Origin of the sequence: Streptomyces sp. NPDC048639 (genome assembly GCF_043199075.1) — a bacterium.
In the GTDB taxonomy this organism is placed as follows: domain Bacteria; phylum Actinomycetota; class Actinomycetes; order Streptomycetales; family Streptomycetaceae; genus Streptomyces.
In genome coordinates this window covers 383436-408664 of record NZ_JBICVP010000003.1, presented here as the reverse complement: position 1 = coordinate 408664, position 25229 = coordinate 383436, and the positions used below count along the sequence as shown (strand labels likewise).

Here is a 25229-nt window from a genome sequence, read left to right as displayed (position 1 = left end):
CCGGTGGGGCCGGCCCCCGGGCCGCCCCCCCCCGGCGTCCGCCCGGTGGCGAGGGGCCGTCCCCCCCCCCCCCGGGGGGGGGGGCGCCCCCCCCCCCCCCCCCCCCCCGCCCCCCCCCCACCCCTCTTCCCCGGGCGAAACGCCTCAGGACATCCCCTCGCCCGACGGGCAGTCACCGGCCACGGCGCGGGTCCGCCCGGCGGCCGGAGCCGGGAACGGACCGGCTGTCGGTCCCCCCGAGGAGTTCGGCGCCGGCCCCGAGAAGGCGCATCCCGGCGACACCGGCGGACGAGCAGGCGCCGACCCCGTGCCCGGCACAGCATCGGACCCCCTTCCCGGCGCGGCATCCGGCCACGCCGCGGAGACCGCGGGCGGGTCCACCCTCACCGATCGCCTCCGCGCGCCCGAGGGCTGGGGCGGCATGCACGCCGTACGGCACCGGGACGGCCACCGGCTCGACCTGGAGATCAGGATCCTGCCGCTGCGCGCCGCCGACGGGCGCCCCTTCCGCCTCCTCCTGGCCGCCGACACCACACGTACGCCCTGGTCGGGCGCAGGCCGCTCGCTGCTGGACGGGATCGCCGCCATGGCACCCGTCGGCGTGGCGATCATGAACACCGACCTGCGGTACGTGTGGATGAACGAGGCACTGGAGCGCATGGGCGGCATCCCCCGTGAGCGCCGCATCGGGCGGACGCTGGCCGAGGTGCAGCCGGGCCTGGCGGTGCAGGCCGTCGAGGCGGAGATGCGGCGGGTGCTGGAGAGCGGCGAGCCCACCGTCGGGTACGAGTACCTCGGCCGTCCGCAGTCGGACCCGCAGCGGGAGCACGCGTACACCACCTCGTTCTTCCGGCTGGAGGACGACGCCGGAGCGCCGCTGGGCGTCTGCTACATGGTGCTCGACATCACCGAGAGCTACCGTGCCCGCCAGAAGCTGGCCCTGCTCAACCGGGCCAGCGAACGCATCGGCAGCACCCTGGACGTCCTGCGGACCGCCCAGGAACTGGCCGAGCTGGCGGTCCCGGAACTCGCCGACTTCGTCACCGTCGACCTCCTCGACTCCGTCCTCACCGGCGACGAACCGAAGCCCGGCCCCGTCGACACCGCCGCCCTGGCCTCGCTGCGCCGCGCGGCCCAGCAATCCGTACGGGACGACATCCCGGAAGCGGTCGTCGAGGTGGGCCGCCCGAGCGGCTACCCGCACGCATCCCATGTCGTCCTCAGCCTGCTCAGCGGCACCTCCTCGCTGATCCAGTCGCTCGACGCGGATCCCGAGGAGAGCGCATGGGCGGCGGAGGACCCGGCCCGGGCGGGGATGATGCGCCGGCACGGGTTCCACACGCTGATGGTCGTGCCGGTGCGGGCGCGCGGGATCTTCCTGGGCGCGGCCGCGTTCTACCGCTGGCAGCACAAAGGCCCGTTCCAGCCGGACGACCTGCTGCTCGCGGAGGAGTTCGTCACACGCGCCGCGGTCTCGATCGACAACGCGCGCCGCTACACCCGCGAGCACGCCGCCGCCCTGACCCTGCAACGCAGCCTGCTCCCGCACGAGCTGCCCGCTCTGAGCGCGGTCGAGGCCGCCGGCCGCTACCTCCCCGCCGATACGGGCGTGAGCATCGGCGGCGACTGGTACGACGTGATCCCGCTGTCCGGCGCCAGGGTCGGCCTGGTCGTCGGCGATGTCGTCGGCCATGGCATCCACGCCGCGGCCACCATGGGACGCGTACGCGCCTCCGTACAGACCCTCGCCGACATGGATCTGGCACCCGACGAGGTCCTGGGGCGCCTCGACGACATGGCGGGGCGGATCGCCGACGAGAAGGCGGACGGCCCGGGCCTGACAGGGGCCACCTGCCTCTACGCGATCTACGACCCGGTCAGCCGCATGTGCACCATGGCCCGGGCGGGCCATCCGCCGCCGATCGCCGTCTCGCCCGCGGGCGCGGCGCGGGTCGTCGACCTCCCGGCGGGGCCGCCGCTGGGCATGGGCGGGATGCCGTTCGAGGCCACCTCGCTCACGGTTCCCGAGGACAGCCTGCTCGTCTTCTACACCAACGGCCTGATCCTGGGGCAGGGCCTCGACACCCACCAGGGGCTCGCCCGGCTGCAGGTCTCCCTGTCGATGCCGGAGGCCCCGCTGGAGGAGCTCTGCGAGGCGCTCGTCAACGGAATGCCGATCAACCGGCCGATCGACGACGTCGCCCTGCTGCTGGCACGCACCCGTGCCCTGCGCCGGGAGAACGTCGTCACCTGGGACTTCCCCGCGCGACCCGCCTCGGTCCGGCAGGCGCGCGGGAGGGCCGCCCGGCAGCTTGCGGACTGGGGCCTGGACCACCTCACGGCCGGCACGGAACTGGTCGTCAGCGAGCTGGTCACCAACGCCGTCACACACGCCGCCGAACCGATCAGCCTGCGGATGATCCGCGACGACAGCCTCATCTGCGAGGTCTCCGACGGCAGCAGCACCTCACCGCATCTGCGGCACGCCCGGACGACGGACGAGGGGGGCCGGGGGCTGTTCCTGGTCTCGCAGTGCACGCAGCGCTGGGGCACCCGCTATGACCCGGGCGGCGGCAAGACCACCTGGACCGAGCAGCCTCTGCGCCCCGAGGGCACGGAGCATCCCGGCCCCGGCGGCTTCGGTGCCTTCGCCGATCTGGCCGACGCGGTGGGCATGACCGAGGGGGAGGCGCTGCGCAACGGCGACGTGCCGGGGAACGGCCGGCGGCCGCCGGGCGCGGGCTGAAGGGGCGCGCCGAGTGTGCTGAAGGGGGCGCGCTGAGGGCAGGGCCGGCGCTCGTACCCGTACGGGCATCTCCGGTACGGGACGGGCGCCCTGCCGGCGGCTCCGGCCCTCTTCGGCTGTCCCCGGCGACCGATGAGTTTCGCCGGCGGCACCGGTCTGTAGGGGTGAGAACGCCGCAACGCGAGGAGGACCCATGGCCACCGACGGATTCACCACCTGCCTCTGGTTCGACGGACAGGCGGAGGAGGCGGCGCACCACTATCTCTCGATCTTCAAGGACTCCGAGCTCGGGAGAATCGGCCGCTACACCGAAGCGGGACCGGGGCCCGCCGGATCGGTGATGGTCGTGGAATTCGAGCTCAACGGCCAGAAATTCATCGCGCTGAACGGTGGACCGCAGTTCACGTTCAACGAAGCCGTGTCGTTCCAGATCCACTGCGCGGACCAGGCCGAGGTCGACTACTACTGGGACCGGCTCACCGAGGGCGGTGAGGGGGTCGCCTGCGGCTGGCTGAAGGACAAGTACGGGGTGTCCTGGCAGGTCGTCCCCACCCGGCTCATCGAGATGATCGGCGACGAGAACCAGGAGAAGGCGCACCGCACCACCCAGGCGATGTTCGGGATGAAGAAGTTCGACATCGCCGAGCTGGAGCGGGTGTACGCGGGGGAGTAGGGGGCACCGACTGCCGGGCGTGGAAGCCGGGTCGGCCGAACAGAACGCTTCGGGCGCACCGGCCCGGCCGATACGTCCCGGCAGCCCGTGAAGGGCGTCCGGGGCGGCGGGGGGCTCGCAACCTCCGCCGCCCCGGACGTATGCGGCACGATCCGCTCAGACGTGCCGCAGCTTGAGGGGGCGACCCTGCCTCAGTCGTGGAACGGGCCCACGGTGGACTTCGGGTCGCAGACGATCATCCCGCCCGGCACCGAGTCGGCGATGCCGCCGGACTCGTTGGTGCGGACCTCGGCGGTCCACTGCTGTGCCTCGAGGGAGACGACGGCACTGACGGCCTCGTACCCGCAGGTGATTCCGTCCTGCGAGCCGCCCTCGCTCACGGTGCCGCCCTCGTAGTCCAGTTCGGCGATGGCGAAGCCGCTGCCGTCCACCTGGATCAGGTGGGTCTCCTGGTTCTGGGCCTCGACCGCGTCGGGGTTGAGGGTCTTGTCCTTGGCGGACAGCAGCTCGACGGACGGGGTGCCGACGACCGAGCACGGTTTGTCGCCGTTGTTCACGAGCTTGATGTGGGCCTTGCCGGTGCCGTTGGACGCCACGACGGTCACTGTGGAGTTCTTGTCGGTGCAGGCGGGCGCGTCCGGCAGGTGGTTGCTCCCGCCCTCACCCTGGCCCGCGGTCGAGCCGGAGCTGCCGCCGTCGTCGGCGTTCTCCTTGCCGCCTGAGGAATCGCCCTTCCCGTCGGACGCGTTGCCGCCGTCCTTTCCGGACTCGGCGGAGGATGCGGTCGAGGCGGGCGCACCGGCCGAGTCCTCGTCCCCGTTGCAGCCGGAGAGAACCAGACTGCATGCGGCGAGAACCGTGCCTGCGGCGTAGAGCGAGAGACGAGAACGCATCCCATTTCCTTGAGCGTTGAGAAGTGGTCGTGGTGACGGCGGAGATCCCCAGAAGGGGACACACGCCGTCACGCATGCCGAATCTCCGCCGTACCACCAGAGCCCACCACGATGCGTCGGGCCCGGTCGTGAGCAGTCGGTACCTAGTCGGGGGGTCATTTCAGTGTCATCACAGAACCGTTTCACCACGTACACACGGTGAGGCTCGGGCCATGGAAAGCTTTCGGGTGTTCGATTTACCGTCACATCGCGTCCCCCACCGCGAGTTGTCACGGGTGGACGGGCGCGCCTGTCTGGGAGAGGACACCCCCCACCTATGTCCGTCCTTCGCCCGCGGCGGCTCAAGCCGCTGCCCCTCATAGCCGCTGGTGCGGTCATCGCCGGAATCGCCCTGCCCGCGTCCGCGATCGCCACCCAAGCACCGGTGAATCCGCCGACGGCGGTGCAGAAGACGTCCGGCGCTGTCGTCGACGACTACTACAAAGACGCGGAGGGCAAGACCGGCCCGGAGCTCAAGAAGGCGCTCCACACGATCATCAGCGAACAGAAGAAGCTCTCGTACGACGAGGTCTGGGACGCGCTGAAGGTCACCGACGAGGACCCCGAGAACTCCTCCAACGTGATCCTGCTCTACACCGGCAAATCACAGAGCAAGGACAGCAACGGCACCGGGAACGACGACTGGAACCGCGAGCACGTCTGGGCCAAGTCGCACGGCGACTTCGGTACCGCGACCGGCCCCGGCACCGACATCCACCACCTGCGCCCCGCCGACGTCACGGTGAACAGCACCCGCAACAACAAGGACTTCGACAACGGCGGCGAGGAGGTCGAGGACGCCCCGGGCAACCGCACCGACCAGGACTCCTGGGAGCCGCGCGACGAGGACAAGGGCGACGTCGCCCGCATGATCCTCTACATGGGCGTCCGCTACGACGGGGAGGACAGCTTCCCCGACCTCGAGCCCAACGACAAGGTGGACAACGGCAAGGCCCCCCACATCGGCCGCCTGTCGGTGCTGCAGGAGTGGAGCAAGCAGGACCCGCCGAGCGACTTCGAGAAGAAGCGCAACGACCTGATATTCGAGAAGTTCCAGAACAACAGGAACCCGTTCATCGACCACCCCGAGTGGGTCAACGAGGTCTACTAGGCGGAATTCTCCCCTGACGCCCGCGGCGTCTTTCGAGCCGGAAGGCACCCGGTTCGAAAGGCGCCGCGGCGGTTTTTTCGAGGCCGGTCGGCTCGTGCGCGGGCGCGGGCGACGGGCGTGGGCGCGTGCGTGAGCGCGGTTGCGGGCGCGGCGAGGTGCGCATGGGCGCGGCGAGGTACGTATGGGCGCGGGGGCGGCGACGCCCCCCCGCGGAGTGACCTGACATCCGCTCGACCGTGGCGGGTAGACGCAGGCACAGAAGCTCGGCCGGACAGGGATATCCGCCACGGATATCCGTACGAGAGCCGGCAGCGGAAAGGAGAGTCGTCATGGTGTTCGTCGCCGTCGCCGGAGTGTGCGTACTGCTCCTGGTCCTGGCATTCCTGGCGCCGAGGCTGTCCCGCCACCCGCAGCGCGGCGCCCAGAAGTCGCTCGGCATGGGCGCACGGGGCGCCGGCAAGGCCCCCGGCAGCCTGGGGCGCTGGCTGAGCAAGCCGTTCCACTCCAGCAATCGCGCCGTGGGCCGCAGCGGGAGGGCCGGCCGCAAGGGCCGCTTCCACATGCCGTTCTAGCGGAGCGGCCGTCGGCCGTCCCTGGATCAGGGCGGGCGGAGCCGCCGTCCTGGATCAGGGCGCCGGTCGGGGGATTCCATGAACGGACGGGCCGACTTCGGGTAGGGGCACTGGCATGACCAACTTCATCGTCTCCATCCCCGGAACCTTCACCGAGCCCCTGGGGGCCGACGCGAAATCGCGACTGCTCACCGCCCTCCAGGGAGCCGACCCGGAAGAGGTCGGCGACGTACCCCCACAACTGGACGTCCTGAGCGTCGACGACGCCAACCGGACGTTCACACTCCGCCTGGAGGTGGAGGCCGAGGACAGCGAGGCCGCCCGGCTCGAGGTGCTGTCGATCGCCGACGAAGCGCTGAAGGAGGCGGGCTACAACGAACGTACGGCCCCTCTGGGCGACCCGTTCCTGACGGCGATCGACACGGAGTGAGAGGTGGCTGTCGCCCGCCCCGCCCGCCCCGCTGAGGCCCGTCCCGGGCTACTGCCGGGAGATGTCGGCGACGACGCTGGGGTCGAGCCCGGTCAACTGGGCGATCCGGTGCGGCGGCACGCCACCGTCGACGGCACGGCTGATGAGCCGGTCGCGGTCGGCATTCGTATGCCGGAACGCCCGCAACTCCGCCTCGACTTCGGCCACGGCCCGCGGCGCACACGCACTGCGCAGCCGCGCCGCCTCCTCCTCGCCGAGCGGTACGGGAAGGCGCTCAGCCCCCTCGGGGATGGTGCCTTCCGCCTCCTCCGGCACGATCCTGAGCCGATCGTCACCCGCGGTGATGTCGTGCGCGTGCAGCCAGCCCATCACGGCCGGCGTCTCGAGGCAGTCCAGCCGCCCCACTGCTGCCAATTGGGCACCCGGATGAGGACCGGCTTCGGGCAGAGCGAACAGAAAGGCGGTCTCGGCCATGGTGGGGATGGGTTCCTCTCGGGCGCAGCGGTCCGCCGATGCTAGCCGAGCACGTGGTCGCCGTATCCCTACGCCACACGTCGCGGCGGGAGTTCGGAGATCACCGTATTGAACTCCCCGATGGCGATGCTCCGTTGAGCGGGAGTCGGGGAGGGGGAAGGCAGTCGCCGGAGCGCGCGGGCGCCTGCGGTTCACGTCGTGGCGACGCTTCCGGGCGCTGTCCGTGGCGTTGACCCGGTTCGCTGAGGCAGACAGCGGGTTTCTCAACGAACCGAGTGGCTCGGGTTGTTGTCTCGGCGGTGGTTGTCCCGGCGAACCTGGTCGCCCCGTCGAGTGCACATCTGGTGACGAACTTCGGAGCGTGTCGGAGCTGCGCGACCGCTGAGGGACAACGAGAGAGGGCGGGAGTCAGTGAGACTGACTCCCGCCCACTTCCGTCGGCATCCACCCTGGTCACGTACGGATCTTCGTAGGTGAAGCGGGTGAGTGCCCCCGGCAGGATTCGAACCTGCGCACACGGCTCCGGAGGCCGTTGCTCTATCCCCTGAGCTACGGGGGCGACACGTCGCGTTGCGGCGACGGTTAGAACCCTACCAGTTCCGTAGGGGTGCCCATGAACAGCGTTTTCCGGGTGATGACGCGCCCCGCGAGGTCCCCCGCAGGTGTCGGAAGTGGGCAAAACCCGGACGCAGCCGGAGTCCTCGACCTACTCTCGGGTTGTGCCTGGCTCGACGGGTCGGGTCCTTGTCGTCGACGACAACAAGGTCATCCGGCAGCTGATCAGGGTCAATCTCGAACTTGAGGGGTTCGAGGTCGTGACCGCGGCCGATGGTGCCGAGTGCCTGGACATTGTGCAGCGCGTGCGGCCCCATGTCATCACGCTCGACGTCGTCATGCCCAGACTCGACGGGCTGCGTACAGCGGCGCGGCTGCATGCCGACCCGAGTACGCGGCACATCCCCGTCGCCATCGTCAGTGCCTGTACCCAACTCGAGCTGGACAGCGGGCAATCCGTGGGCGTGGCCGCGTTCCTGGCGAAGCCCTTCGAGCCCGCCGATCTCGTACGGCTCGTGGGGCGGCTCGCCGGGCGCACCGCCGCCGGGGCCGCCGACTCCTGTCTGCGCGGACCCGCCGATGGAGGGGGAGGCGGCGCAAAGCCCGCCGTCCACCCCGCCGGCTGAGGCTGGGTGGCTGGGCCGAGTCCGGGCGCACCGCAGCCCGCACCCGCACCCCCGTCCATACCTGAGCCGGAACCGTACGGGTCCCGGCCCGCGTGCTGAGCCGGCTCCCGGCCGTGCCGCCGAGCGGGTCCCGGCCGCCCCCTGTCCGCACCCCGCGTACCCCCTACGCTCCCCCTGCGCTTCCACCGCCGGGGAAACCTGTTCGCGGACGCACCCCCCACCTCCCATACGCTTGTGCATGTGACCCCCGCCGAGCTCTCCCGCACCGTGCTCCGCACCGTGCGTTGTGCCGTCGAGGCAGGTGAGCTGCGTGCGCCCGTCCCGGCGCGCGTCGTCGTGCGGCGGCCGCCGCGGCCCGGTTGCGGGGACTACGCCACCAACATCGCCATGCAGCTCGCCCCGCACGCGGGGCGTCCGCCGCGTCAGGTCGCCGAGATCCTCCGGCCCCGGATCGAGCGGACCGCCGGCGTCGCCCGGGTCGAGATCGCCGATCCCGGCTTCCTCAACATCACCCTCGACGGCGGTGGCCACAGCGCCGTCGTACGGGACGTCCTCGGGGCTGGCGCCTCGTACGGCCACGGGGACACCTGGGCCCACCGTCCTGCCGTCGAGCTCCGCTTCCCCCGCGAGACCCGGGCCGCCGTCACCGCCGACGCCCTCGCCCGCATCCTCCGCACCCAGGGCGCCGCCGACGTCCGGCTCCTGTGCGACCGCACGCCCGATCCCGTCTGGGAAGAGCTGGGGATCGACGCCGTTCGCGTATGTCCGGCCGGACAGGGAGGCGACCGTTCCGGCGGCGACGACGCCCGCGTCAGGCTCCGCCCCGTCCCCGCCGCCCTCCCCGCCCCCGAGCTGCTGCGGTCCCTCGGCCCGGACGCTGCGCGCTGGGCGCTCCTTCGGCCCGCCGCGCACGACCACCCCCGTACCGAACCCGCGGAGCTGCTCGCCCAGCGCGAGTCCAACGCCCTCTTCCAGGTCCAGTACGCCCACGCCCGCGCCTGCGCCCTGCTGCGCAACGCCGCCGATCTGGGCATCACCCCCGACCCGTCGGCACCCGATCCCGCAGTCGGCGACCCCGACCCCGACCCCGACCCCGACCCCGACGCCTCCGCACCCGGCTCGGCCTCCGGTACCCCGGACGCCACGCACCCGGCGTCCGACGCCCTGGCGGCCGAACACCCCGCCGCCCTTCTCGCCGAGTACCCGGATGTGCTCGCCTCCGCCGCCCGACTGCGCGCACCCGACCGGGTCGCGCGGCACCTCGAGGCGACGGCCGACGCGTTCCTGCGCTTCCAGGCGCTCTGCCCCGCACTGCCTCGCGGTGACGAGAAACCCGAGGCCGCCCACCGCGCCCGCGCCGCCCTCGCCCAGGCTGCCGGGACGGTGCTCGCAGGCGGCCTGCACCTGCTCGGCATCACCGCGCCCGCACACCTCTGACGAGGATCCGAGGAGACTGAAGGACCATGAGCCGCTCCGCCCACCCCGCCGGCCCCCGCCACGCCGACGTGCTGCCCGAGGGCCACTACACCGCACCGCCCGCCGACCTCAACGAGCTGGACCCGCGCGTGTGGTCCCGTACGGTCGCGCGCGACGCCGAGGGTGTCGTCACCGTCGGCGGGCGCGACGTCCAGCAGCTCGCCGAGGAGTTCGGCACCCCCGCGTACATCCTCGACGAGGACGACTTCCGCTCCCGTTGCCGCGCCTGGCGCCAGGCGTTCGGGGACGGCGCCGACGTCTTCTACGCCGGCAAGGCGTTCCTGTCGCGCGCCGTCGTCCGCTGGCTGCACGAGGAGGGGCTGAACCTCGACGTCTGCTCCGGCGGCGAGCTGGCCACCGCGCTCGCCGCGGGCATGCCCGCCGAGCGCATCGCCCTGCACGGCAACAACAAGAGCACCGAGGAGATCCGGCGGGCCGTAGAGGAGGGCGTCGGCCGGATCGTCCTCGACTCGTTCCAGGAGATCGTCCGCGTCGCGCACATCGCCGAGCAGCTCGGCAGGCGCCAGCGCGTGCAGATCCGCGTCACCGTCGGCGTCGAGGCGCACACGCACGAGTTCATCGCGACCGCGCACGAGGACCAGAAGTTCGGTGTCCCGCTCGCGAACGGCCAGGCGGCAGAGGCCGTACGGCGCGTGCTCGGCCTGGAGCACCTCGAACTCGTCGGGATCCACTCGCACATCGGCTCGCAGATCTTCGACACCTCCGGTTTCGAGGTCGCGGCCCACCGCGTCGTCGGGCTGCTGAGGCAGGTGCGCGACGAGCACGGGGTCGAGCTGCCCGAGATCGACCTCGGCGGTGGCCTCGGCATCGCGTACACCTCGGAGGACGACCCGCGCGAGCCGCACGAGATCGCCAAGGCCCTCGGCGAGATCGTCACCCGCGAGTGCGAGTCCGCCGGGCTGACCGTGCCGCGGATCTCGGTCGAGCCGGGCCGCGCGATCGTCGGCCCCACCGCCTTCACGCTGTACGAGGTGGGCACGGTCAAGCCGCTGCCCGGCCTGCGGACGTACGTGAGCGTGGACGGCGGCATGTCCGACAACATCCGCACCGCTCTCTACGACGCCGAGTACAGCGTCGCCCTGGTCTCCCGCCGCTCCGACGCCGAGCCGATGCGCGCCCGCGTCGTCGGCAAGCACTGCGAGTCCGGCGACATCGTCGTACGCGACGCCTTCCTGCCCGCGGACGTGGCGACGGGCGACCTGATCGCGGTGCCCGCCACCGGCGCCTACTGCCGTTCCATGGCGAGCAATTACAACCACGCGCTGCGTCCGCCGGTGGTCGCGGTCAACGAGGGCGAGGCGCGGGTGATCGTGCGACGCGAGACCGAGGACGACCTGCTGCGCCTGGACGTCGGATGAGCCCGGGCGGATCGGGGCCCCGGAGCGGGTGAGCACACAAGGAGACCGCGGTTACCGGAACCGTATTCCGGGATGTGAGTCTCGGATCCTGGAACGGGGATAGAAAGTCCGGTCCGGTGAGTGAGACTGGTTCAGCACCTATAGGCAGGGAAGTGAGGTCGGATGATGCGTACGCGTCCGCTGAAGGTGGCGCTGCTGGGCTGTGGAGTGGTCGGCTCAGAGGTGGCGCGCCTCATGACGACGCACGCGGACGACCTCGCGGCACGCGTCGGCGCCCCGGTGGAGCTGGCCGGGATCGCCGTACGCCGTCCGGGCAGGGAGCGTGAGGGGGTGCCCGCCGAGCTGGTCACCACGGACGCCACCGCGCTCGTCAAACGGGGCGACATCGATGTGGTGATCGAGGTCATCGGCGGTCTGGAGCCGGCCCGCTCCCTCATCACCACCGCCTTCGCGTACGGCGCCAGCGTCGTCACCGCCAACAAGGCTCTGCTCGCCGAGGACGGCGCGGCCCTGCACGCCGCGGCAGAACAGCACGGCGCCGACCTCTACTACGAGGCGGCCGTCGCCGGCGCCATCCCGCTGGTGCGGCCGTTGCGCGAGTCGCTCGCGGGAGACAAGGTCAACCGTGTCCTCGGCATCGTCAACGGCACCACCAACTACGTCCTCGACAAGATGGACTCCACCGGCGCCGGCTACAGCGAGGCGATCGACGAGGCCACCGCCCTCGGGTACGCCGAGGCCGACCCGACCGCCGACGTCGAGGGCTTCGACGCCGCCGCCAAGGCCGCGATCCTCGCCGGGATCGCCTTCCACACCCGCGTGACCATCGAGGACGTGCACCGCGAGGGCATCACCGAGGTCACCACCGCGGACATCGTCTCCGCCAGACGCATGGGCTGTACGGTCAAGCTGCTCGCGATCTGCGAGCGCGCCCCCGACGGGCGCTCGGTCACCGCGCGCGTGCACCCGGCGATGATTCCGCTGACCCACCCGCTCGCCTCCGTGCGCGAGGCGTACAACGCGGTGTTCGTCGAGGCAGAGGCCGCCGGCAGGCTGATGTTCTACGGGCCTGGCGCGGGTGGCGCACCGACCGCGTCCGCCGTTCTCGGCGACCTCGTCGCCGTCTGCCGCAACAAGGTGGGGGAGACGACGGGGCCGGGCGAATCGGCGTACACACAACTGCCGGTGAGCCACATGGGAGATGTCGTCACGCGTTACCACATCAGCCTCGATGTGGCCGACAAGCCGGGTGTTCTGGCCCAGGTCTCCACGATCTTCGCCGAGCACCACGTGTCCATCGACACCGTCCGCCAGCAGGGCAAGGACGGGGAGGCCTCGCTCGTGGTCGTCACCCACCGGGCGCCGGACGCCGCTCTCTCGGCGGTCGTCGAGGCGCTGCGGCAGCTCGACACCGTGCGCGACGTCGCCAGCATCATGCGGGTCGAAGGGGAATAGGGAGTCAAGGAACCATGCCTGCAATCGTCGACCGGCCCACCGGTACCCACCAGTGGCGCGGCATCATCGAGGAGTACCGCGACCGGCTCCCGGTGACCCCGAAGACGCCGGTCGTCACGCTCCGTGAGGGTGGGACGCCGCTGGTGCCCGCCCAGGTGCTCTCCGAGCGCACCGGCTGCGAGGTCCACCTCAAGGTCGAGGGCGCCAACCCCACCGGGTCCTTCAAGGACCGCGGCATGACGATGGCCATCACGCACGCCAAGGAGGAGGGCGCGCAGGCGGTCATCTGCGCCTCCACGGGCAACACCTCCGCCTCGGCCGCCGCGTACGCCGTACGGGCCGGGATGGTCTGCGCCGTCCTCGTGCCGCAGGGGAAGATCGCGCTGGGCAAGATGGGCCAGGCACTGGTCTACGGCGCGCGCATCCTGCAGGTCGACGGGAACTTCGACGACTGCCTGACCCTGGCGCGCAGTCTGTCCGAGAAGTACCCGGTGGCGCTGGTGAACTCGGTGAACCCCTACCGCATCGAGGGCCAGAAGACCGCGTCGTTCGAGGTCGTCGACGCGCTCGGCGATGCCCCCGACATCCATGTGCTGCCGGTCGGCAACGCCGGCAACATCACCGCGTACTGGCGGGGCTACCGCGAGTACGCGGAAAGCGGCGACGCCTCGCACCGCCCCCGGATGTGGGGCTTCCAGGCATCGGGCGCGGCCCCGATCGTGCGCGGCGCCCCGGTCAAGGAGCCGGCCACCATCGCCACCGCCATCCGGATCGGCAACCCGGCGTCCTGGGCGCAGGCGGAGCAGGCGCGGGACGAGTCGGGCGGGTTCATCGACGAGGTGACGGATCGTCAAATCCTGTCGGCGTACCGCCTTCTGGCCTCGCAGGAGGGCGTTTTCGTCGAGCCGGCCTCGGCGGCGAGCGTCGCGGGGCTGCTGAAGGCGGCCGAACAGGGCAAGGTCGACCCGGGCCAGCGCATCGTCTGCACGGTCACCGGCAATGGTCTGAAGGACCCGGACTGGGCGGTGGCCGGTGCGCCGCAGCCCGTCACGGTGCCGGTGGACGCGGACGCCGCGGCCGAACGGCTGGGCCTGGCATGACCGCCGGTCGACGCGGTGCGAACCGCCGGTGAAGGCCGAAACGCACCGGGGAAGCACGGGAAAATGCGCGACACGCTTCGTGCGCCTCCCGTGCGCCCTATGTCGCCACAGAACCTTCCTTCGATAAGCTGGAAGCCGAACCCCGCCCCGCCGCAGCCCTTCCGCCCTGGATGTGCGCTGCTGTCGCCGGGCCAGGGGATGCGCCCCGGGGACGCTCAGGGGCAATTCTGAAGATCCACACCAAGGAGAGTCATCGAGCGATGGCCGGTCCCGCCTTCCGCGCCGCCGCCGTACGGGTGCGCACCCCCGCCACCAGTGCCAATCTCGGCCCGGGCTTCGACGCCTTCGGCCTGGGCCTGGGGCTCTACGACGATGTGGTCGTCCGGGTGGCGGACTCCGGCCTGCACGTCGACATCGCGGGCGAGGGGACCGACACCCTCCCGCGCGACGAGAACCACCTGCTCGTACGGTCCCTCCGGACGGCGTTCGATCTGCTCGGAGGGCAGCCGCGCGGTCTGGAGGTGGTCTGCGCCAATCGCATTCCGCACGGCCGCGGCCTGGGTTCCTCATCTGCCGCCATCTGCGCGGGGATTACCGCCGCTCGCGCGGTGACGATAGGCGGAGCCGAGAAACTCGACGACACCGCGCTCCTCGAACTGGCCACCGAGATCGAGGGGCACCCCGACAACGTCGCCGCCTGCCTGATGGGCGGATTCACGGTGGCATGGACCGAGGCGGGGGCGGCGCGGGCCATCAGGATGGAGCCTGCGGACTCCATCGTTCCGGTGGTCTTCGTACCCGCGAATCCGGTCCTCACCGAGACCGCGCGCGGCCTGCTGCCGCGTACGGTCCCCCATGTGGACGCGGCGGCGAATGCGGGCCGTGCGGCCCTGCTCGTCGAGGCGCTGACCAGGCGGCCCGAGCTGCTGTTCGCCGCGACCGAGGACCGAATCCACCAGGAGTACCGGGCTCCGGCGATGCCGGAGAGCGCGGCCCTGGTCGGCAGGCTGCGGGCGGACGGTGTCCCCGCGGTCATCTCCGGTGCGGGCCCCACGGTGCTCGCACTGGCCGAGGACAGTGCGGCCGACAAGGTCGCACAGCTGGCGGGCGAAGGATGGGCGGCCAACCGTCTGGCGCTCGACATGGCAGGCGCGAGTGTTCTGCCGCTCTCATGACACACGATTGCCGGTCTCGGAGAGGGGGAATGTTTGTTGGATCCGGTAGTGTTAACCTCATGTCTGCACCCGACACCTGCATGGTGCGGTGCTCCATGTCCCCCTGTCGGGACGACCTTCTTCCGGGAGCCTCCCAAACTGCCTGAGCAGCCTGCCTGAGCAGATTTCGAGCACGCTCCGGAAATTGGCGCGATGAGCGCCGGAGTCATCAATTGTTCTTTCCGCCGTACCGGCGGACCACCGCACCGGCCCGGTCCGCACACAGGATCGCAAGCCGGACAGCACAACCGGTCGCCGAGCCAGACAGGCCGACGCCCGCTCCAGGGAAGGACCCTTCGTGAGCGACACCACCGATCTGATGGGCGTGACTGCCGACAACACGGTCGGCGCTGCCTCCGCGCCCTCCACGGACGCTGCCGCGCCTGCCGCCGGTGCTGCCTCTGGTACGACCTCGCGGCGACGCCGCTCCGGCACCGGGCTCGAGGGCATGGTCCTGGCCGAGCTCCAGCAGGTTGCCTCCGGCCTCGGGATCAAGGGCACCGCGCGGATGCGCAAGAGCCAGCTCATCGAGGTCATCAAGGAGAAGCAGGCCGGGGGCGGAGCCCCTGCCAAGGGAGCCGACGCTCCCGCTGCCGACACCGAGACCAAGCCGAAGCGCCGTGCCACCTCCCGGGCCCGTACGGGTGACGCCCGTGCCGAGGCCCCCGCGGACGCCCCCGCCGAGAAGGCCACGTCGCAGCAGCAGATCGAGATCCCCGGTCAGCCGGCGAGCGACGAGCAGCCGGCCGGAGAGCGCCGCCGCCGTCGCGCCACCGCGCAGGCCGGCAGCCCCGAGACCGCCGAGGCCGGCACCGACACCAAGGTCGAGACCAAGACCGACACCAAGGCCGAGGCTGCCGTGGACACGGCCGAGGGTCGTGGCAAGGGCGGCGGTGACCGCCAGGACCGCGGCCAGGGCGGCGGTCAGGGCCAGAAGGGCGACCGCCGTGAGCGTGGCCGCCGTGGCAAGGGCGGCGAGGACGGCCAGAGCGGCGGCGGTGGCAACCGCCAGCAGCGCGACGGCCGCGGCCAGGGCGGCGGCGGCCAGGGCCAAGGTCAGCAGGACGACGACGACTTCGAGGGCGGACGGCGCGGACGCCGCGGCCGTTACCGCGACCGCCGGGGGCGTCGCGGCCGTGAGGAGTTCGGCGGCGAGCCGCAGGTTTCCGATGACGACGTTCTGATTCCCGTAGCGGGCATTCTGGACATTCTTGACAATTACGCCTTCATTCGGACGTCCGGCTACCTCCCGGGCCCCAACGACGTGTACGTGTCGCTGGCCCAGGTCCGTAAGAACGGTCTGCGCAAGGGCGACCACGTCACCGGCGCGGTCCGCCAGCCCAAGGAAGGCGAGCGCCGCGAGAAGTTCAACGCGCTCGTCCGCCTGGACTCCGTCAACGGCATGGCGCCCGAAACCGGCCGCGGACGCTCGGAGTTCAACAAGCTGACCCCGCTGTACCCGCAGGAGCGGCTGCGCCTGGAGAACGAGCCGGGCGCGCTGACCACGCGGATCATCGACATGGTCGCGCCGATCGGCAAGGGCCAGCGCGGTCTGATCGTCTCGCCGCCCAAGGCCGGCAAGACCATGATCATGCAGTCGATCGCCAACGCGATCACGCACAACAACCCCGAGTGCCACCTCATGGTCGTCCTCGTCGACGAGCGGCCCGAAGAGGTCACCGACATGCAGCGGTCGGTGAAGGGCGAGGTCATCTCCTCGACCTTCGACCGTCCGGCCGAGGACCACACCACGGTCGCCGAACTCGCCATCGAGCGGGCGAAGCGCCTGGTGGAGCTCGGCCACGACGTGGTCGTGCTGCTGGACTCCATCACCCGCCTGGGCCGCGCGTACAACCTCGCGGCGCCTGCCTCCGGCCGCATCCTCTCCGGTGGTGTCGACTCGACCGCGCTCTACCCGCCGAAGCGCTTCTTCGGTGCCGCGCGGAACATCGAGGACGGCGGCTCGCTGACCATCCTGGCCACCGCGCTGGTCGAGACCGGCTCGCGCATGGACGAGGTGATCTTCGAGGAGTTCAAGGGCACCGGCAACATGGAGCTCAAGCTCGACCGGAAGCTCGCCGACAAGCGCATCTTCCCGGCCGTGGACGTGGACGCCTCCGGCACCCGCAAGGAGGAGATCCTCCTCGGCGGCGAAGAGCTGGGTGTGGTCTGGAAGCTGCGCCGGGTGCTGCACGCGCTCGACTCGCAGCAGGCCATCGAGCTGCTGCTGGACAAGATGAAGCAGACCAAGTCCAACGCCGAGTTCCTGCTGCAGATCCAGAAGACGACGCCGACACCGAACGGCGACTGACACTCCGGACCGGCAGCACCTCAGCCGCAACCCTCAGGGCCCCCTCGTCACCGCATCATTGCCGGTGGCAAGGGGGCCCTGCGGCGTACGGCATCGGGCGGCCGAAGGTGGGGACTTCGCTGCCGAGCAGCGGGGGCTGTTCCCGGGACTCGTCAACGCAGCCGTCACAGACCGCTCTTCGTGCTGCACGCGGGTCGGAGTGCAGGCGCAACCGCTGCCCTGCGACGCCGTGGCACGCCGATGTTCCTTACCGGAAGCACTTCGGGTTCCGGTCCCAGACACGGGCGACGGAGTGCGCAACCCTCGTCGCGGCGGCCGGAACAGACGCCGCGTCAGCCGCATGGTCCCGTCTCCGCCGGTCTCGTCCTGGCTCCGGCCGGCGGTGGCCTCGTGGCCGCCAACGCCGGTGCGAGCGAAGGCGATGGCTGAGGGGCACAGCTCCACGAGCGGGTGGTGTCCGCCGCCCCGCGAGAAGTCCCTCGACGGGCCCGCGCGGAAGACCGTCGAGGGTGCGGACGCCGATCCGGAGTCCAGATCCGGGCCGAAGGTCATCGGTGGTTCCACGACGTCGATGACCACCGCGCCCAGGACGACCCACCTCCCGTACGTCGACGTCCATCGACACCAGGATCGCGGGCGGCTGGACGGCCCGGAGGTTCACGGCCGCTCCCGGCGCCCTGAACGGTGGCGCGCTGCCGGACCTGCTGTCGGTGGCCTTCGGCGGAGCGCTGTATTCGACCCGGGCGAGGGGGACGCGACCTTCGGGCGAGGGTCACGGAGGGTAGCCACTGTACGGTGTACAGCTCTCTCCCCGGCAAGGTGACCGCACCGACGGCAGCGAGGCCCGGCCTGCCGCCCCGCGCAGCGGGGGAGCGGTGCGCCTGCTCAAGGGCACCCGACAGACCTCCGCCCGCCTTCGAGCCGAGGGTCGGCGGGTGCGGGGACCTGGGAGGGCTGCGACGCCTACGCGGCACCGGCGACGTGACGGGCGACGGAAGTCCGACTGCGCAGCGCGTACGCCCGGCGGCACGCTGTATCTCCGCCCCGGCGCCGGCAATGCGTCGTCGGAGATTTCTGCCACACGCATCAAGATCGACAGTGGCCGGAACCGGTACCGCATCTTCGGGTGAACCCGCAGGTGAGAGCCGATTTTCCGCTCCGAGGGCCCGCATGGTACCCCCGGATTCCGGGCCCGAGGGCCCCCAAGGGCGCCGTGCGAGCCTGAACCTCGCTCCGGGACCCGTCGTCCTGACAGGTGACGACATTCCGCACTTGGCCGACTACCCATATGGCCGTGTCGGTCGGGTTTGCAGGGGAACCCGGTGAAGACCAGCGAGGACTGAGGAGCACATGGCGGACGAGGGCAGCGCAAAGGAATCACGGCCCGGTGGCATACGAGCCACCGGGCGGCGCCGTAAGCCGCCCGGTCGCGGCCGCAGGGCGGTCACCATCGCGGCCTGGTCCGCCGTGGGCCTGGTGCTGGCCGGCGGTGGCGCCATGGGCTTCGTCTACTTCCAGCTCGACGGCAACCTCAAGGGCATCGACATCAACGCGGCCCTGGGCACCGACCGCCCCCGGAACGTCGACAACGGATCCATGGACATCCTGATCATGGGCTCGGACAGCCGTAAGGGCGCCAACGCCAAGTACGGCGCGGACGACGGCACCTCCCGCTCCGACACGGCGATGATCCTGCACGTCTACAAGGGCCACAAGAAGGCCAGCGTCGTGAGCATCCCCCGCGACACGATGGTCAGCCGCCCGGAGTGCAGGAAGACCGGGGGCAAGGGCACCGCCCCGGCCGCGAAGCATGCGATGTTCAACGAGTCGTACCAGGTCGGGGGCCCCGCCTGCGCGGTCAAGACCGTCGAGAAGATGTCCGGCATCCGCATGGACCACTACCTCGAGGTCGACTTCTCCGGCTTCAAGAAGCTCATCAACGAGCTCGGCGGAGTGCCGGTCACCACCAGCCAGGCCATCAAGGACAAGGAAAGCCACCTCGACCTGCGGCCCGGCACGCACAAGCTGAACGGCGAGCAGGCCCTCGGCCTCGTCCGCACCCGCCACGCGGTCGGCGACGGCAGCGACCTGGGCAGGATCAAGCTCCAGCAGGCCTTCATGAAGGCGCTGATCACGCAGGTCAAGGACATCGACCTGTTCGGCAGCCCCCGCAAGCTCTACGGAGTCGCCGACACCGCGACCAGCACCGTCACCACCGACTCCGAGCTTGCCTCGGTCAACAAGCTCCTCGGCTTCAGCAAGGGCCTGAAGGGCATCGACGCCAAGGACGTACGGATGGCGACGCTGCCCGTGGCGTACGACAAGGAAGATCCCAACCGCGTCATCCCGATGACCGAGCAGGCCGACGCCGTCTGGGCGGCGCTGCGCGCGGACAAGCCGATACCGGCCTCCGCGACCAAGGGAACGGCCAGTGACACGGCCGAGACGGAGGGTGTCGTCGAGGGCTCCTGAGGCCCCGGAAACGGCGCCGGGAATACCGGGACACGTACCCCGGTTTTGGAGGACACGACCGGTCCTGGCAGACTGGTACGTCGGCCCCGGTTCACGCATGGGCATCCCGCCCGCTGCGACCCGGAGCCCTCCCGAACCTAGGAGATCCCTTGAAGCGCGACATCCACCCCGAGTACGTCGAGACCCAGGTGAGCTGCACCTGCGGAGCCTCGTTCACCACGCGCAGCACGGTGTCCGGCGGCAGCATCCGCGCCGACGTCTGCTCCGCGTGCCACCCGTTCTACACGGGCAAGCAGAAGATCATGGACACCGGTGGCCGTGTGGCCCGCTTCGAGGCTCGCTTCGGCAAGAGCGCCGCGTCCGCGAAGAAGTAGCGACTCACTAGCGCCGGTCCTCGGCCGCCCCTCCCGGGCGGCCGGACCGGCGCTTTTGCGATGGCCGGACCCCCTTCTTCACGCAAAGGAAAAACGATGTTCGAGGCGGTCGAGGAACTGATCGGTGAGCACGCCGACCTCGAGAAGCGGCTCGCCGACCCGGCAGTCCATGCGGACCAGGACACCGCGCGGAAGCTCAACAAGCGGTACGCGGAACTCACTCCGATCATCGCCACCTACCGCGCCTGGAAGCAGGCCGGGGACGACATCGAGACCGCCCGCGAACTCGGCGCCGACGACCCGGACTTCGCGGCCGAGGTCAAGGAGCTGGAGAAGCACCGCGAGGAGCTGACCGAGAAGCTGCGGCTGCTGCTCGTCCCGCGCGATCCCAGCGACGAGAAGGACGTCATCCTCGAGATCAAGGCCGGCGAAGGCGGCGACGAGTCCGCCCTGTTCGCCGGCGACCTGCTGCGCATGTATCTGCGCTACGCCGAGCGCAGCAACTGGAAGACCGAGATCATCGAGGCCAACGAGTCGGACCTCGGCGGCTACAAGGACGTCCAGGTCGCGGTGAAGACCAAGGGCGGCGGCGCAGCCGAGCCCGGCCAGGGCGTCTGGGCCCGGCTGAAGTACGAGGGCGGTGTGCACCGCGTGCAGCGCGTGCCCGCCACCGAGTCCCAGGGCCGCATCCACACCTCCGCGGCCGGTGTCCTCGTCCTGCCCGAGGCCGAGGACGTCGACGTCGAGATCAACGCGAACGACCTGCGGATCGACGTCTACCGCTCCTCCGGCCCCGGCGGCCAGTCGGTCAACACCACCGACTCCGCCGTCCGCATCACCCACCTCCCCACTGGCATCGTCGTCTCCTGCCAGAACGAGAAGAGCCAGCTCCAGAACAAGGAGCAGGCGCTGCGCATCCTGCGCGCCCGGTTGCTCGCGGCCGCCCAGGAGGAGGCCGAGAAGGAGGCGTCGGACGCCCGGCGCAGCCAGGTCCGCACCGTCGACCGCTCCGAGCGCATCAGGACGTACAACTTCCCGGAGAACCGCATCTCCGACCACCGGGTCGGCTTCAAGGCGTACAACTTGGACCAGGTGCTCGACGGCGAGCTGGATCCGGTGATCCAGGCGTGCGTCGACGCCGACTCCGCCGCGAAGCTGGCGGCCGCGCAGTAACCGGCTTCGTGACGAACCCCGCTGGAGGATTGACGTGAACGTGCTGCTCGCCGAGGTGGCCCAGGCCACCCAGCGGTTGGCCGATGCCGGCGTGCCCTCGCCGCGCTTCGACGCGGAGGAGCTCGCCGCGTTCGTCCACGGCGTCAAGCGGGGCGAGCTGCACACGGTGGCGGACGCCGACTTCGACGCCCGCTACTGGGAGGCCGTCGCCCGCCGCGAGGCCCGCGAGCCCCTCCAGCACATCACCGGCCGAGCGTTCTTCCGCTACCTCGAACTCCAGGTGGGGCCGGGCGTCTTCGTGCCCCGCCCCGAGACCGAGTCCGTGGTCGGCTGGGCCATAGACGCCGTACGGGCCATGGACGTCGTCGAGCCGCTGATCGTCGACCTGTGCACCGGCTCCGGCGCCATCGCGCTCGCCCTCGCCCAGGAAGTGCCCCGCTCGCGCGTGCACGCCGTCGAACTCGACGAGGGCGCCCTGCAGTGGGCGGCCAAGAACGTCGAGGGCTCCCGCGTCCGGCTCCGGCACGGCGACGCCCTGACCGCCTTCCCCGAACTGGACGGCCAGGTCGACCTGGTCATCTCCAACCCGCCGTACATCCCGCTCACCGAATGGGAGTACGTCGCCCCCGAAGCCCGTGACCACGACCCCCAACTCGCCCTCTTCTCGGGGGAGGACGGACTGGACACCATCCGCGGCATCGAGCGCACCGCTCACCGGCTGCTGCGCCCGGGAGGTGTCGTCGTCATCGAGCACGCCGACACCCAGGGAGGCCAAGTGCCGTGGATCTTCACCGAGGAACGGGGCTGGGCCGATGCCGCGGACCATCCCGACCTGAACAAGCGGCCGCGGTTCGCCACGGCCCGCCGGGCCACGCCATGACAGCGCCCGGCGGACCGCCCCCACGCCCCAAGTCCCGGAACAGAGAGGCCCGTTAGATGGCACGGCGCTACGACTGCACCGACGCGACCGACCGCATCGCCGGTCTGCGCGAAGCCGCCTCCGCCGTCCGCCGCGGCGAGCTGGTCGTGCTGCCCACCGACACCGTCTACGGGATCGGCGCGGACGCCTTCAGCTCCGAGGCCGTCGGTGACCTGCTGGAGGCCAAGGGCCGCGGCCGCAACATGCCCTCGCCCGTCCTCGTCGGCTCCCCGAACACCCTCCACGGCCTGGTCACGGACTTCTCCGAGCAGGCATGGGAACTCGTCGACGCCTTCTGGCCCGGTGCCCTCACCCTCGTCGCCCGCCACCAGCCGTCCCTGCAGTGGGATCTGGGCGAGACGCGCGGGACGGTCGCGGTGCGGATGCCGCTGCACCCGGTCGCCATCGAGCTGCTGAACGAGGTCGGCCCGATGGCCGTCTCCAGCGCCAACCTCACGGGACACCCCTCTCCCCAGGACTGCGACGCCGCCCAGGAGATGCTCGGCGACTCCGTCTCCGTCTACCTCGACGGGGGCCCGACCCCGGCCGCCGTACCGTCCTCGATCGTGGACGTGACGGGCAAGCTGCCGGTGCTGCTGCGCGCGGGCGCGCTGAGCGCCGAGCAGCTCCGGGAGGTCGTACCCGACCTCGAGGTGGCCAATTGACAGCCCCTGAGGGGCGTGGCATAGCGGGCACCGGAACGTACGACACCTTCCGCATCCTCCACGTCAGCACCGGCAACGTGTGCCGCTCGCCGATCACCGAGCGGCTGACGCGGCATGCCCTGGCGCACCGGCTCGGGAGCCGTCCCCGCGCCGCCGGGGCGCCGCCGGCGCAGCGTGGGGGAGAGGGCGCCACGACGGGCGGGCTCATCGTGGAGAGCGCGGGCACCTGGGGCCACGAGGGCGCCCCGATGGAGGCCCACGCCTCGACCGTCCTCACCGACTTCGGCGCCGACCCGTCCGGCTTCACCGGCCGCGAACTGCTCGACGAACACGTCATCCGCGCCGACCTCGTCCTCACCGCGACCCGCGACCACCGGGCGCAGGTGATCTCCATGGGGCACTCGGCGGGGCTGCGCACTTTCACCCTCAAGGAGTTCACCCGGCTCGTACGGGCGATAGACCTCGCGACACTGCCCGACCCCGCGCCCTCCGGCTCTGTCGTGGGCAGGGCCCGCGCCCTGGTCCAGGCGGCGGCGGCCCTGCGCGGCTGGCTGCTCGCGCCGAGCCCGGACGCCGACGAGGTGTACGACCCGTACGGCGCGCCCATCACCTTCTTCCGCAGCATCGGCGACGACATCCACCAGGCGCTCGACCCGGTCGTCACGGCGCTGACCGGCGTTCCCGCCGCCACCTGCCCTCCGGCGGGGAACGGATAGCCGCACACACCGCGCGGCCCCGGCTCGGCGGCCCTAGATTGGGTGTCGACGCCCGGTGCACTCCTCCCTGGCAGTGCACCCACCCGAGGCCCGGAGCACGCGATGCCGGTCAAAACATCAGGCAGCCAGGGGGCGCAGCCCGGCGCCCGAGCCGACACATCCGCCACCGGCGTGCGGCCGGCCGGATCCGCCGCACATCCGGAGGATCGCGGCGGGGCCGGGGCCCGCGCTCGTCCCGAGGCGATCACCGACTCCTCCGCGGAAGCCACCTGGGGCCCGGACTTCGGGATGCTGCGCCGCCAGGACCCCGAGCTCGCCGGGCTGCTGCTCGCCGAGCTGGAGCGGCAGTCGGCGGGACTGCAGCTCATCGCCGCCGAGAACTTCACCTCGCCCGCCGTGCTCGCGGCGCTCGGCTCGCCGCTGGCCAACAAATACGCCGAGGGCTATCCCGGCCACCGCCACCACGGAGGCTGCGAGCTGGTCGACCTCGCGGAACGTCTCGCCGTCGAGCGGGCCACCACCCTCTTCGGCGCCCAGCACGCCAACGTCCAGTCGCACTCCGGCTCCTCGGCCGTCCTGGCCGCCTACGCGGCGCTGCTCCGCCCCGGCGACACCGTGCTGGCCATGGCCCTCCCGCACGGCGGCCACCTCACCCACGGCTCCCCGGCGAACTTCTCCGGCCGCTGGTTCGACTTCGTCGGATACGGCGTCCACCCGGAGACGGGACTGATCGACTACGACCGGGTCCGGCGCCTGGCCCGCAAGCACCAGCCCAAGGCCATCGTCTGCGGCTCCATCTCCTACCCCCGGCACCCCGACTACGCCGCCTTCCGCTCCATCGCGGACGACGTCGGCGCCTATCTGATCGCCGACGCCGCCCACCCGATGGGGCTCATCGCCGGCGGCGTGGCGCCGAACCCCGTGCCGTACGCCGACGTGGTGTGCGCGACCACGCACAAGGTGCTGCGCGGACCCCGCGGCGGGCTCATCCTGTGCGGCGCCGACCTGGCCGAGCGGATCGACCGGGCCGTGTTCCCCTTCACCCAGGGCGGTGCGCAGATGCACACCATCGCGGCCAAGGCGGTGGCCTTCGGGGAGGCGGCGACCCCGGCGTTCGCCGCGTACGCGCAGGCGGTCGTCGCCAACGCGCAGGCGCTCGCCGAGGCCGTCGCCGCCGAGGGCGTCGCGGTCACCACCGGCGGCACCGACACCCACATGATCACCGCCGACGTGGCCCCGCTGGACCTCGACGGACGCACCGCGCGGGGCCGCTGCGCCGCCGCCCGTATGGTCCTGGACTCCTGCTGTCTGCCCCAGGGAGCCCCACCGCCCGCCCCTGCCACGGGTATCCGGCTCGGGACCGCGGCGGTCACCACCCAGGGGATGGGGGAGACCGAGATGCGGCGGATCGCGAAACTGCTGGGGGCGGCGCTGCGGGACGACCCGGGTGCGGGCCCGCAGGCGACGGAACTCGCGGAGGCGTTCCCCCCGTACCCGGCGGAGGGGTGAGCGGGGCACCGTTCCTCGGGGATGACGGCCGGAGCGCCGGTGACGGCGGCTGTCCCTTCGTCCACATGACGGCCGGTGACTTCTGCGACTCCTGTGACTCCTGTGACGTGCAGTGAAGTTCGGGGTGTGAGTGAACTCACGAGGCGGACGGCGTGCCACCGCCGCATCCCACGGAATTCCGCGGGCCGCTGCGAGAAGGTGGGAGAGGCCGTACCGCTTCGTCCGGTACGCCGGATCGTGCCAGACGTCGGTGAGCGCTCGGAGTCCTCGTTGCCAGCACCAGCGAATTCCTGCAAGTCCCGCCCCCGCAGGGCGCGTTCGGCCCCGGCGCGGGCCCACGCCCCCGA

The 25229-nt window shown here is 71.4% G+C and carries 21 protein-coding genes and 1 tRNA gene; 19 read left to right on the top strand and 3 right to left on the bottom strand.

What is annotated here, in order from left to right:
- The first annotated feature begins 307 nt into the window (after nucleotides 1-307).
- Both ACGFNH_RS10115 and ACGFNH_RS10110 read left to right on the top strand, forming a co-directional pair.
- Nucleotides 308-2746: a SpoIIE family protein phosphatase gene (locus ACGFNH_RS10115; protein ID WP_393652581.1), complete on the top strand. Its 2439-nt coding sequence runs from the start codon at nucleotides 308-310 to the stop codon at nucleotides 2744-2746.
- A gap of 193 nt (nucleotides 2747-2939) precedes the next feature.
- On the top strand, nucleotides 2940-3419 hold the full coding sequence (locus ACGFNH_RS10110) for a VOC family protein (RefSeq protein WP_393652580.1): 480 nt from the start codon (nucleotides 2940-2942) through the stop codon (nucleotides 3417-3419).
- 191 nt (nucleotides 3420-3610) lie between these two features.
- On the opposite strand, the gene ACGFNH_RS10105 is transcribed toward ACGFNH_RS10110, so the two are convergent.
- Nucleotides 3611-4312: a DUF4232 domain-containing protein gene (locus tag ACGFNH_RS10105; protein WP_393652579.1), complete on the bottom strand. Its 702-nt coding sequence runs from the start codon at nucleotides 4310-4312 to the stop codon at nucleotides 3611-3613.
- 316 nt (nucleotides 4313-4628) lie between these two features.
- Between ACGFNH_RS10105 and ACGFNH_RS10100 the strand changes: the two genes are divergently transcribed.
- The 3 genes from ACGFNH_RS10100 (at nucleotide 4629) to ACGFNH_RS10090 (ending at nucleotide 6464) form a co-directional block, all read left to right on the top strand.
- Nucleotides 4629-5462: an endonuclease I family protein gene (locus ACGFNH_RS10100; RefSeq protein ID WP_393652578.1), complete on the top strand. Its 834-nt coding sequence runs from the start codon at nucleotides 4629-4631 to the stop codon at nucleotides 5460-5462.
- A gap of 329 nt (nucleotides 5463-5791) precedes the next feature.
- Nucleotides 5792-6034, top strand: a complete 243-nt coding sequence (locus ACGFNH_RS10095) for a DUF6411 family protein (RefSeq protein WP_393652577.1) — start codon at nucleotides 5792-5794, stop codon at nucleotides 6032-6034.
- Nucleotides 6035-6149: 115 nt separating this feature from the next.
- The gene (locus ACGFNH_RS10090; protein WP_393652576.1) at nucleotides 6150-6464 is read left to right on the top strand and encodes a hypothetical protein; all 315 of its coding nucleotides are present in this window, start codon (nucleotides 6150-6152) and stop codon (nucleotides 6462-6464) included.
- A gap of 48 nt (nucleotides 6465-6512) precedes the next feature.
- On the opposite strand, the gene ACGFNH_RS10085 is transcribed toward ACGFNH_RS10090, so the two are convergent.
- Both ACGFNH_RS10085 and ACGFNH_RS10080 read right to left on the bottom strand, forming a co-directional pair.
- Nucleotides 6513-6938 carry a DUF6003 family protein gene (locus tag ACGFNH_RS10085; RefSeq protein WP_393652575.1) on the bottom strand — a complete coding sequence of 142 codons (426 nt, stop codon included), beginning with the start codon at nucleotides 6936-6938 and terminating at the stop codon, nucleotides 6513-6515.
- 487 nt (nucleotides 6939-7425) lie between these two features.
- Nucleotides 7426-7497: transfer RNA gene (locus ACGFNH_RS10080), tRNA-Arg, on the bottom strand.
- Nucleotides 7498-7609: 112 nt separating this feature from the next.
- Between ACGFNH_RS10080 and ACGFNH_RS10075 the strand changes: the two genes are divergently transcribed.
- From ACGFNH_RS10075 to glyA, 14 genes are all read left to right on the top strand, one after another.
- The gene (locus ACGFNH_RS10075) at nucleotides 7610-8119 is read left to right on the top strand and encodes a response regulator (protein WP_393652574.1); all 510 of its coding nucleotides are present in this window, start codon (nucleotides 7610-7612) and stop codon (nucleotides 8117-8119) included.
- Nucleotides 8120-8359: 240 nt separating this feature from the next.
- The gene (nrtL, locus tag ACGFNH_RS10070; protein WP_393652573.1) at nucleotides 8360-9556 is read left to right on the top strand and encodes an ArgS-related anticodon-binding protein NrtL; all 1197 of its coding nucleotides are present in this window, start codon (nucleotides 8360-8362) and stop codon (nucleotides 9554-9556) included.
- 26 nt (nucleotides 9557-9582) lie between these two features.
- The gene (lysA, locus tag ACGFNH_RS10065; protein WP_393652572.1) at nucleotides 9583-10974 is read left to right on the top strand and encodes a diaminopimelate decarboxylase; all 1392 of its coding nucleotides are present in this window, start codon (nucleotides 9583-9585) and stop codon (nucleotides 10972-10974) included.
- Nucleotides 10975-11136: 162 nt separating this feature from the next.
- Nucleotides 11137-12429, top strand: a complete 1293-nt coding sequence (locus ACGFNH_RS10060) for a homoserine dehydrogenase (RefSeq protein ID WP_393652571.1) — start codon at nucleotides 11137-11139, stop codon at nucleotides 12427-12429.
- A 14-nt stretch (nucleotides 12430-12443) separates the two neighbouring features.
- Entirely contained in the window at nucleotides 12444-13529 is a 1086-nt protein-coding gene (gene thrC / locus ACGFNH_RS10055) for a threonine synthase (protein ID WP_393652570.1), read from the top strand.
- Nucleotides 13530-13789: 260 nt separating this feature from the next.
- The gene (gene thrB / locus ACGFNH_RS10050) at nucleotides 13790-14704 is read left to right on the top strand and encodes a homoserine kinase (protein ID WP_393652569.1); all 915 of its coding nucleotides are present in this window, start codon (nucleotides 13790-13792) and stop codon (nucleotides 14702-14704) included.
- A gap of 337 nt (nucleotides 14705-15041) precedes the next feature.
- On the top strand, nucleotides 15042-17054 hold the full coding sequence (rho, locus tag ACGFNH_RS10045; protein WP_393652568.1) for a transcription termination factor Rho: 2013 nt from the start codon (nucleotides 15042-15044) through the stop codon (nucleotides 17052-17054).
- 1350 nt (nucleotides 17055-18404) lie between these two features.
- Nucleotides 18405-19526: an LCP family protein gene (locus tag ACGFNH_RS10040; RefSeq protein WP_393652567.1), complete on the top strand. Its 1122-nt coding sequence runs from the start codon at nucleotides 18405-18407 to the stop codon at nucleotides 19524-19526.
- Nucleotides 19527-19675: 149 nt separating this feature from the next.
- Nucleotides 19676-19900, top strand: coding sequence for a 50S ribosomal protein L31 (gene rpmE / locus ACGFNH_RS10035; RefSeq protein ID WP_393652566.1), 225 nt, complete (start codon nucleotides 19676-19678; stop codon nucleotides 19898-19900).
- Between the two features lie 96 nt (nucleotides 19901-19996).
- Nucleotides 19997-21073 carry a peptide chain release factor 1 gene (gene prfA, locus ACGFNH_RS10030; RefSeq protein ID WP_393652565.1) on the top strand — a complete coding sequence of 359 codons (1077 nt, stop codon included), beginning with the start codon at nucleotides 19997-19999 and terminating at the stop codon, nucleotides 21071-21073.
- Between the two features lie 34 nt (nucleotides 21074-21107).
- Complete coding sequence (prmC, locus tag ACGFNH_RS10025; RefSeq protein WP_393652564.1) at nucleotides 21108-21953, top strand: peptide chain release factor N(5)-glutamine methyltransferase; 846 nt, start codon at nucleotides 21108-21110, stop codon at nucleotides 21951-21953.
- Between the two features lie 56 nt (nucleotides 21954-22009).
- A complete protein-coding gene (locus ACGFNH_RS10020; RefSeq protein WP_393652563.1) occupies nucleotides 22010-22657 on the top strand; it encodes an L-threonylcarbamoyladenylate synthase in 648 nt (215 codons plus the stop codon).
- Complete coding sequence (locus ACGFNH_RS10015) at nucleotides 22654-23373, top strand: protein-tyrosine-phosphatase (RefSeq protein ID WP_393652562.1); 720 nt, start codon at nucleotides 22654-22656, stop codon at nucleotides 23371-23373. Before ACGFNH_RS10020 ends, ACGFNH_RS10015 begins: the two co-directional genes overlap by 4 nt.
- A 102-nt stretch (nucleotides 23374-23475) precedes the next feature.
- Nucleotides 23476-24882 (top strand): serine hydroxymethyltransferase, encoded by a 1407-nt coding sequence (glyA, locus tag ACGFNH_RS10010; RefSeq protein WP_393652561.1) that lies wholly within the window; start codon nucleotides 23476-23478, stop codon nucleotides 24880-24882.
- The last annotated feature ends 347 nt before the right edge of the window (nucleotides 24883-25229 follow it).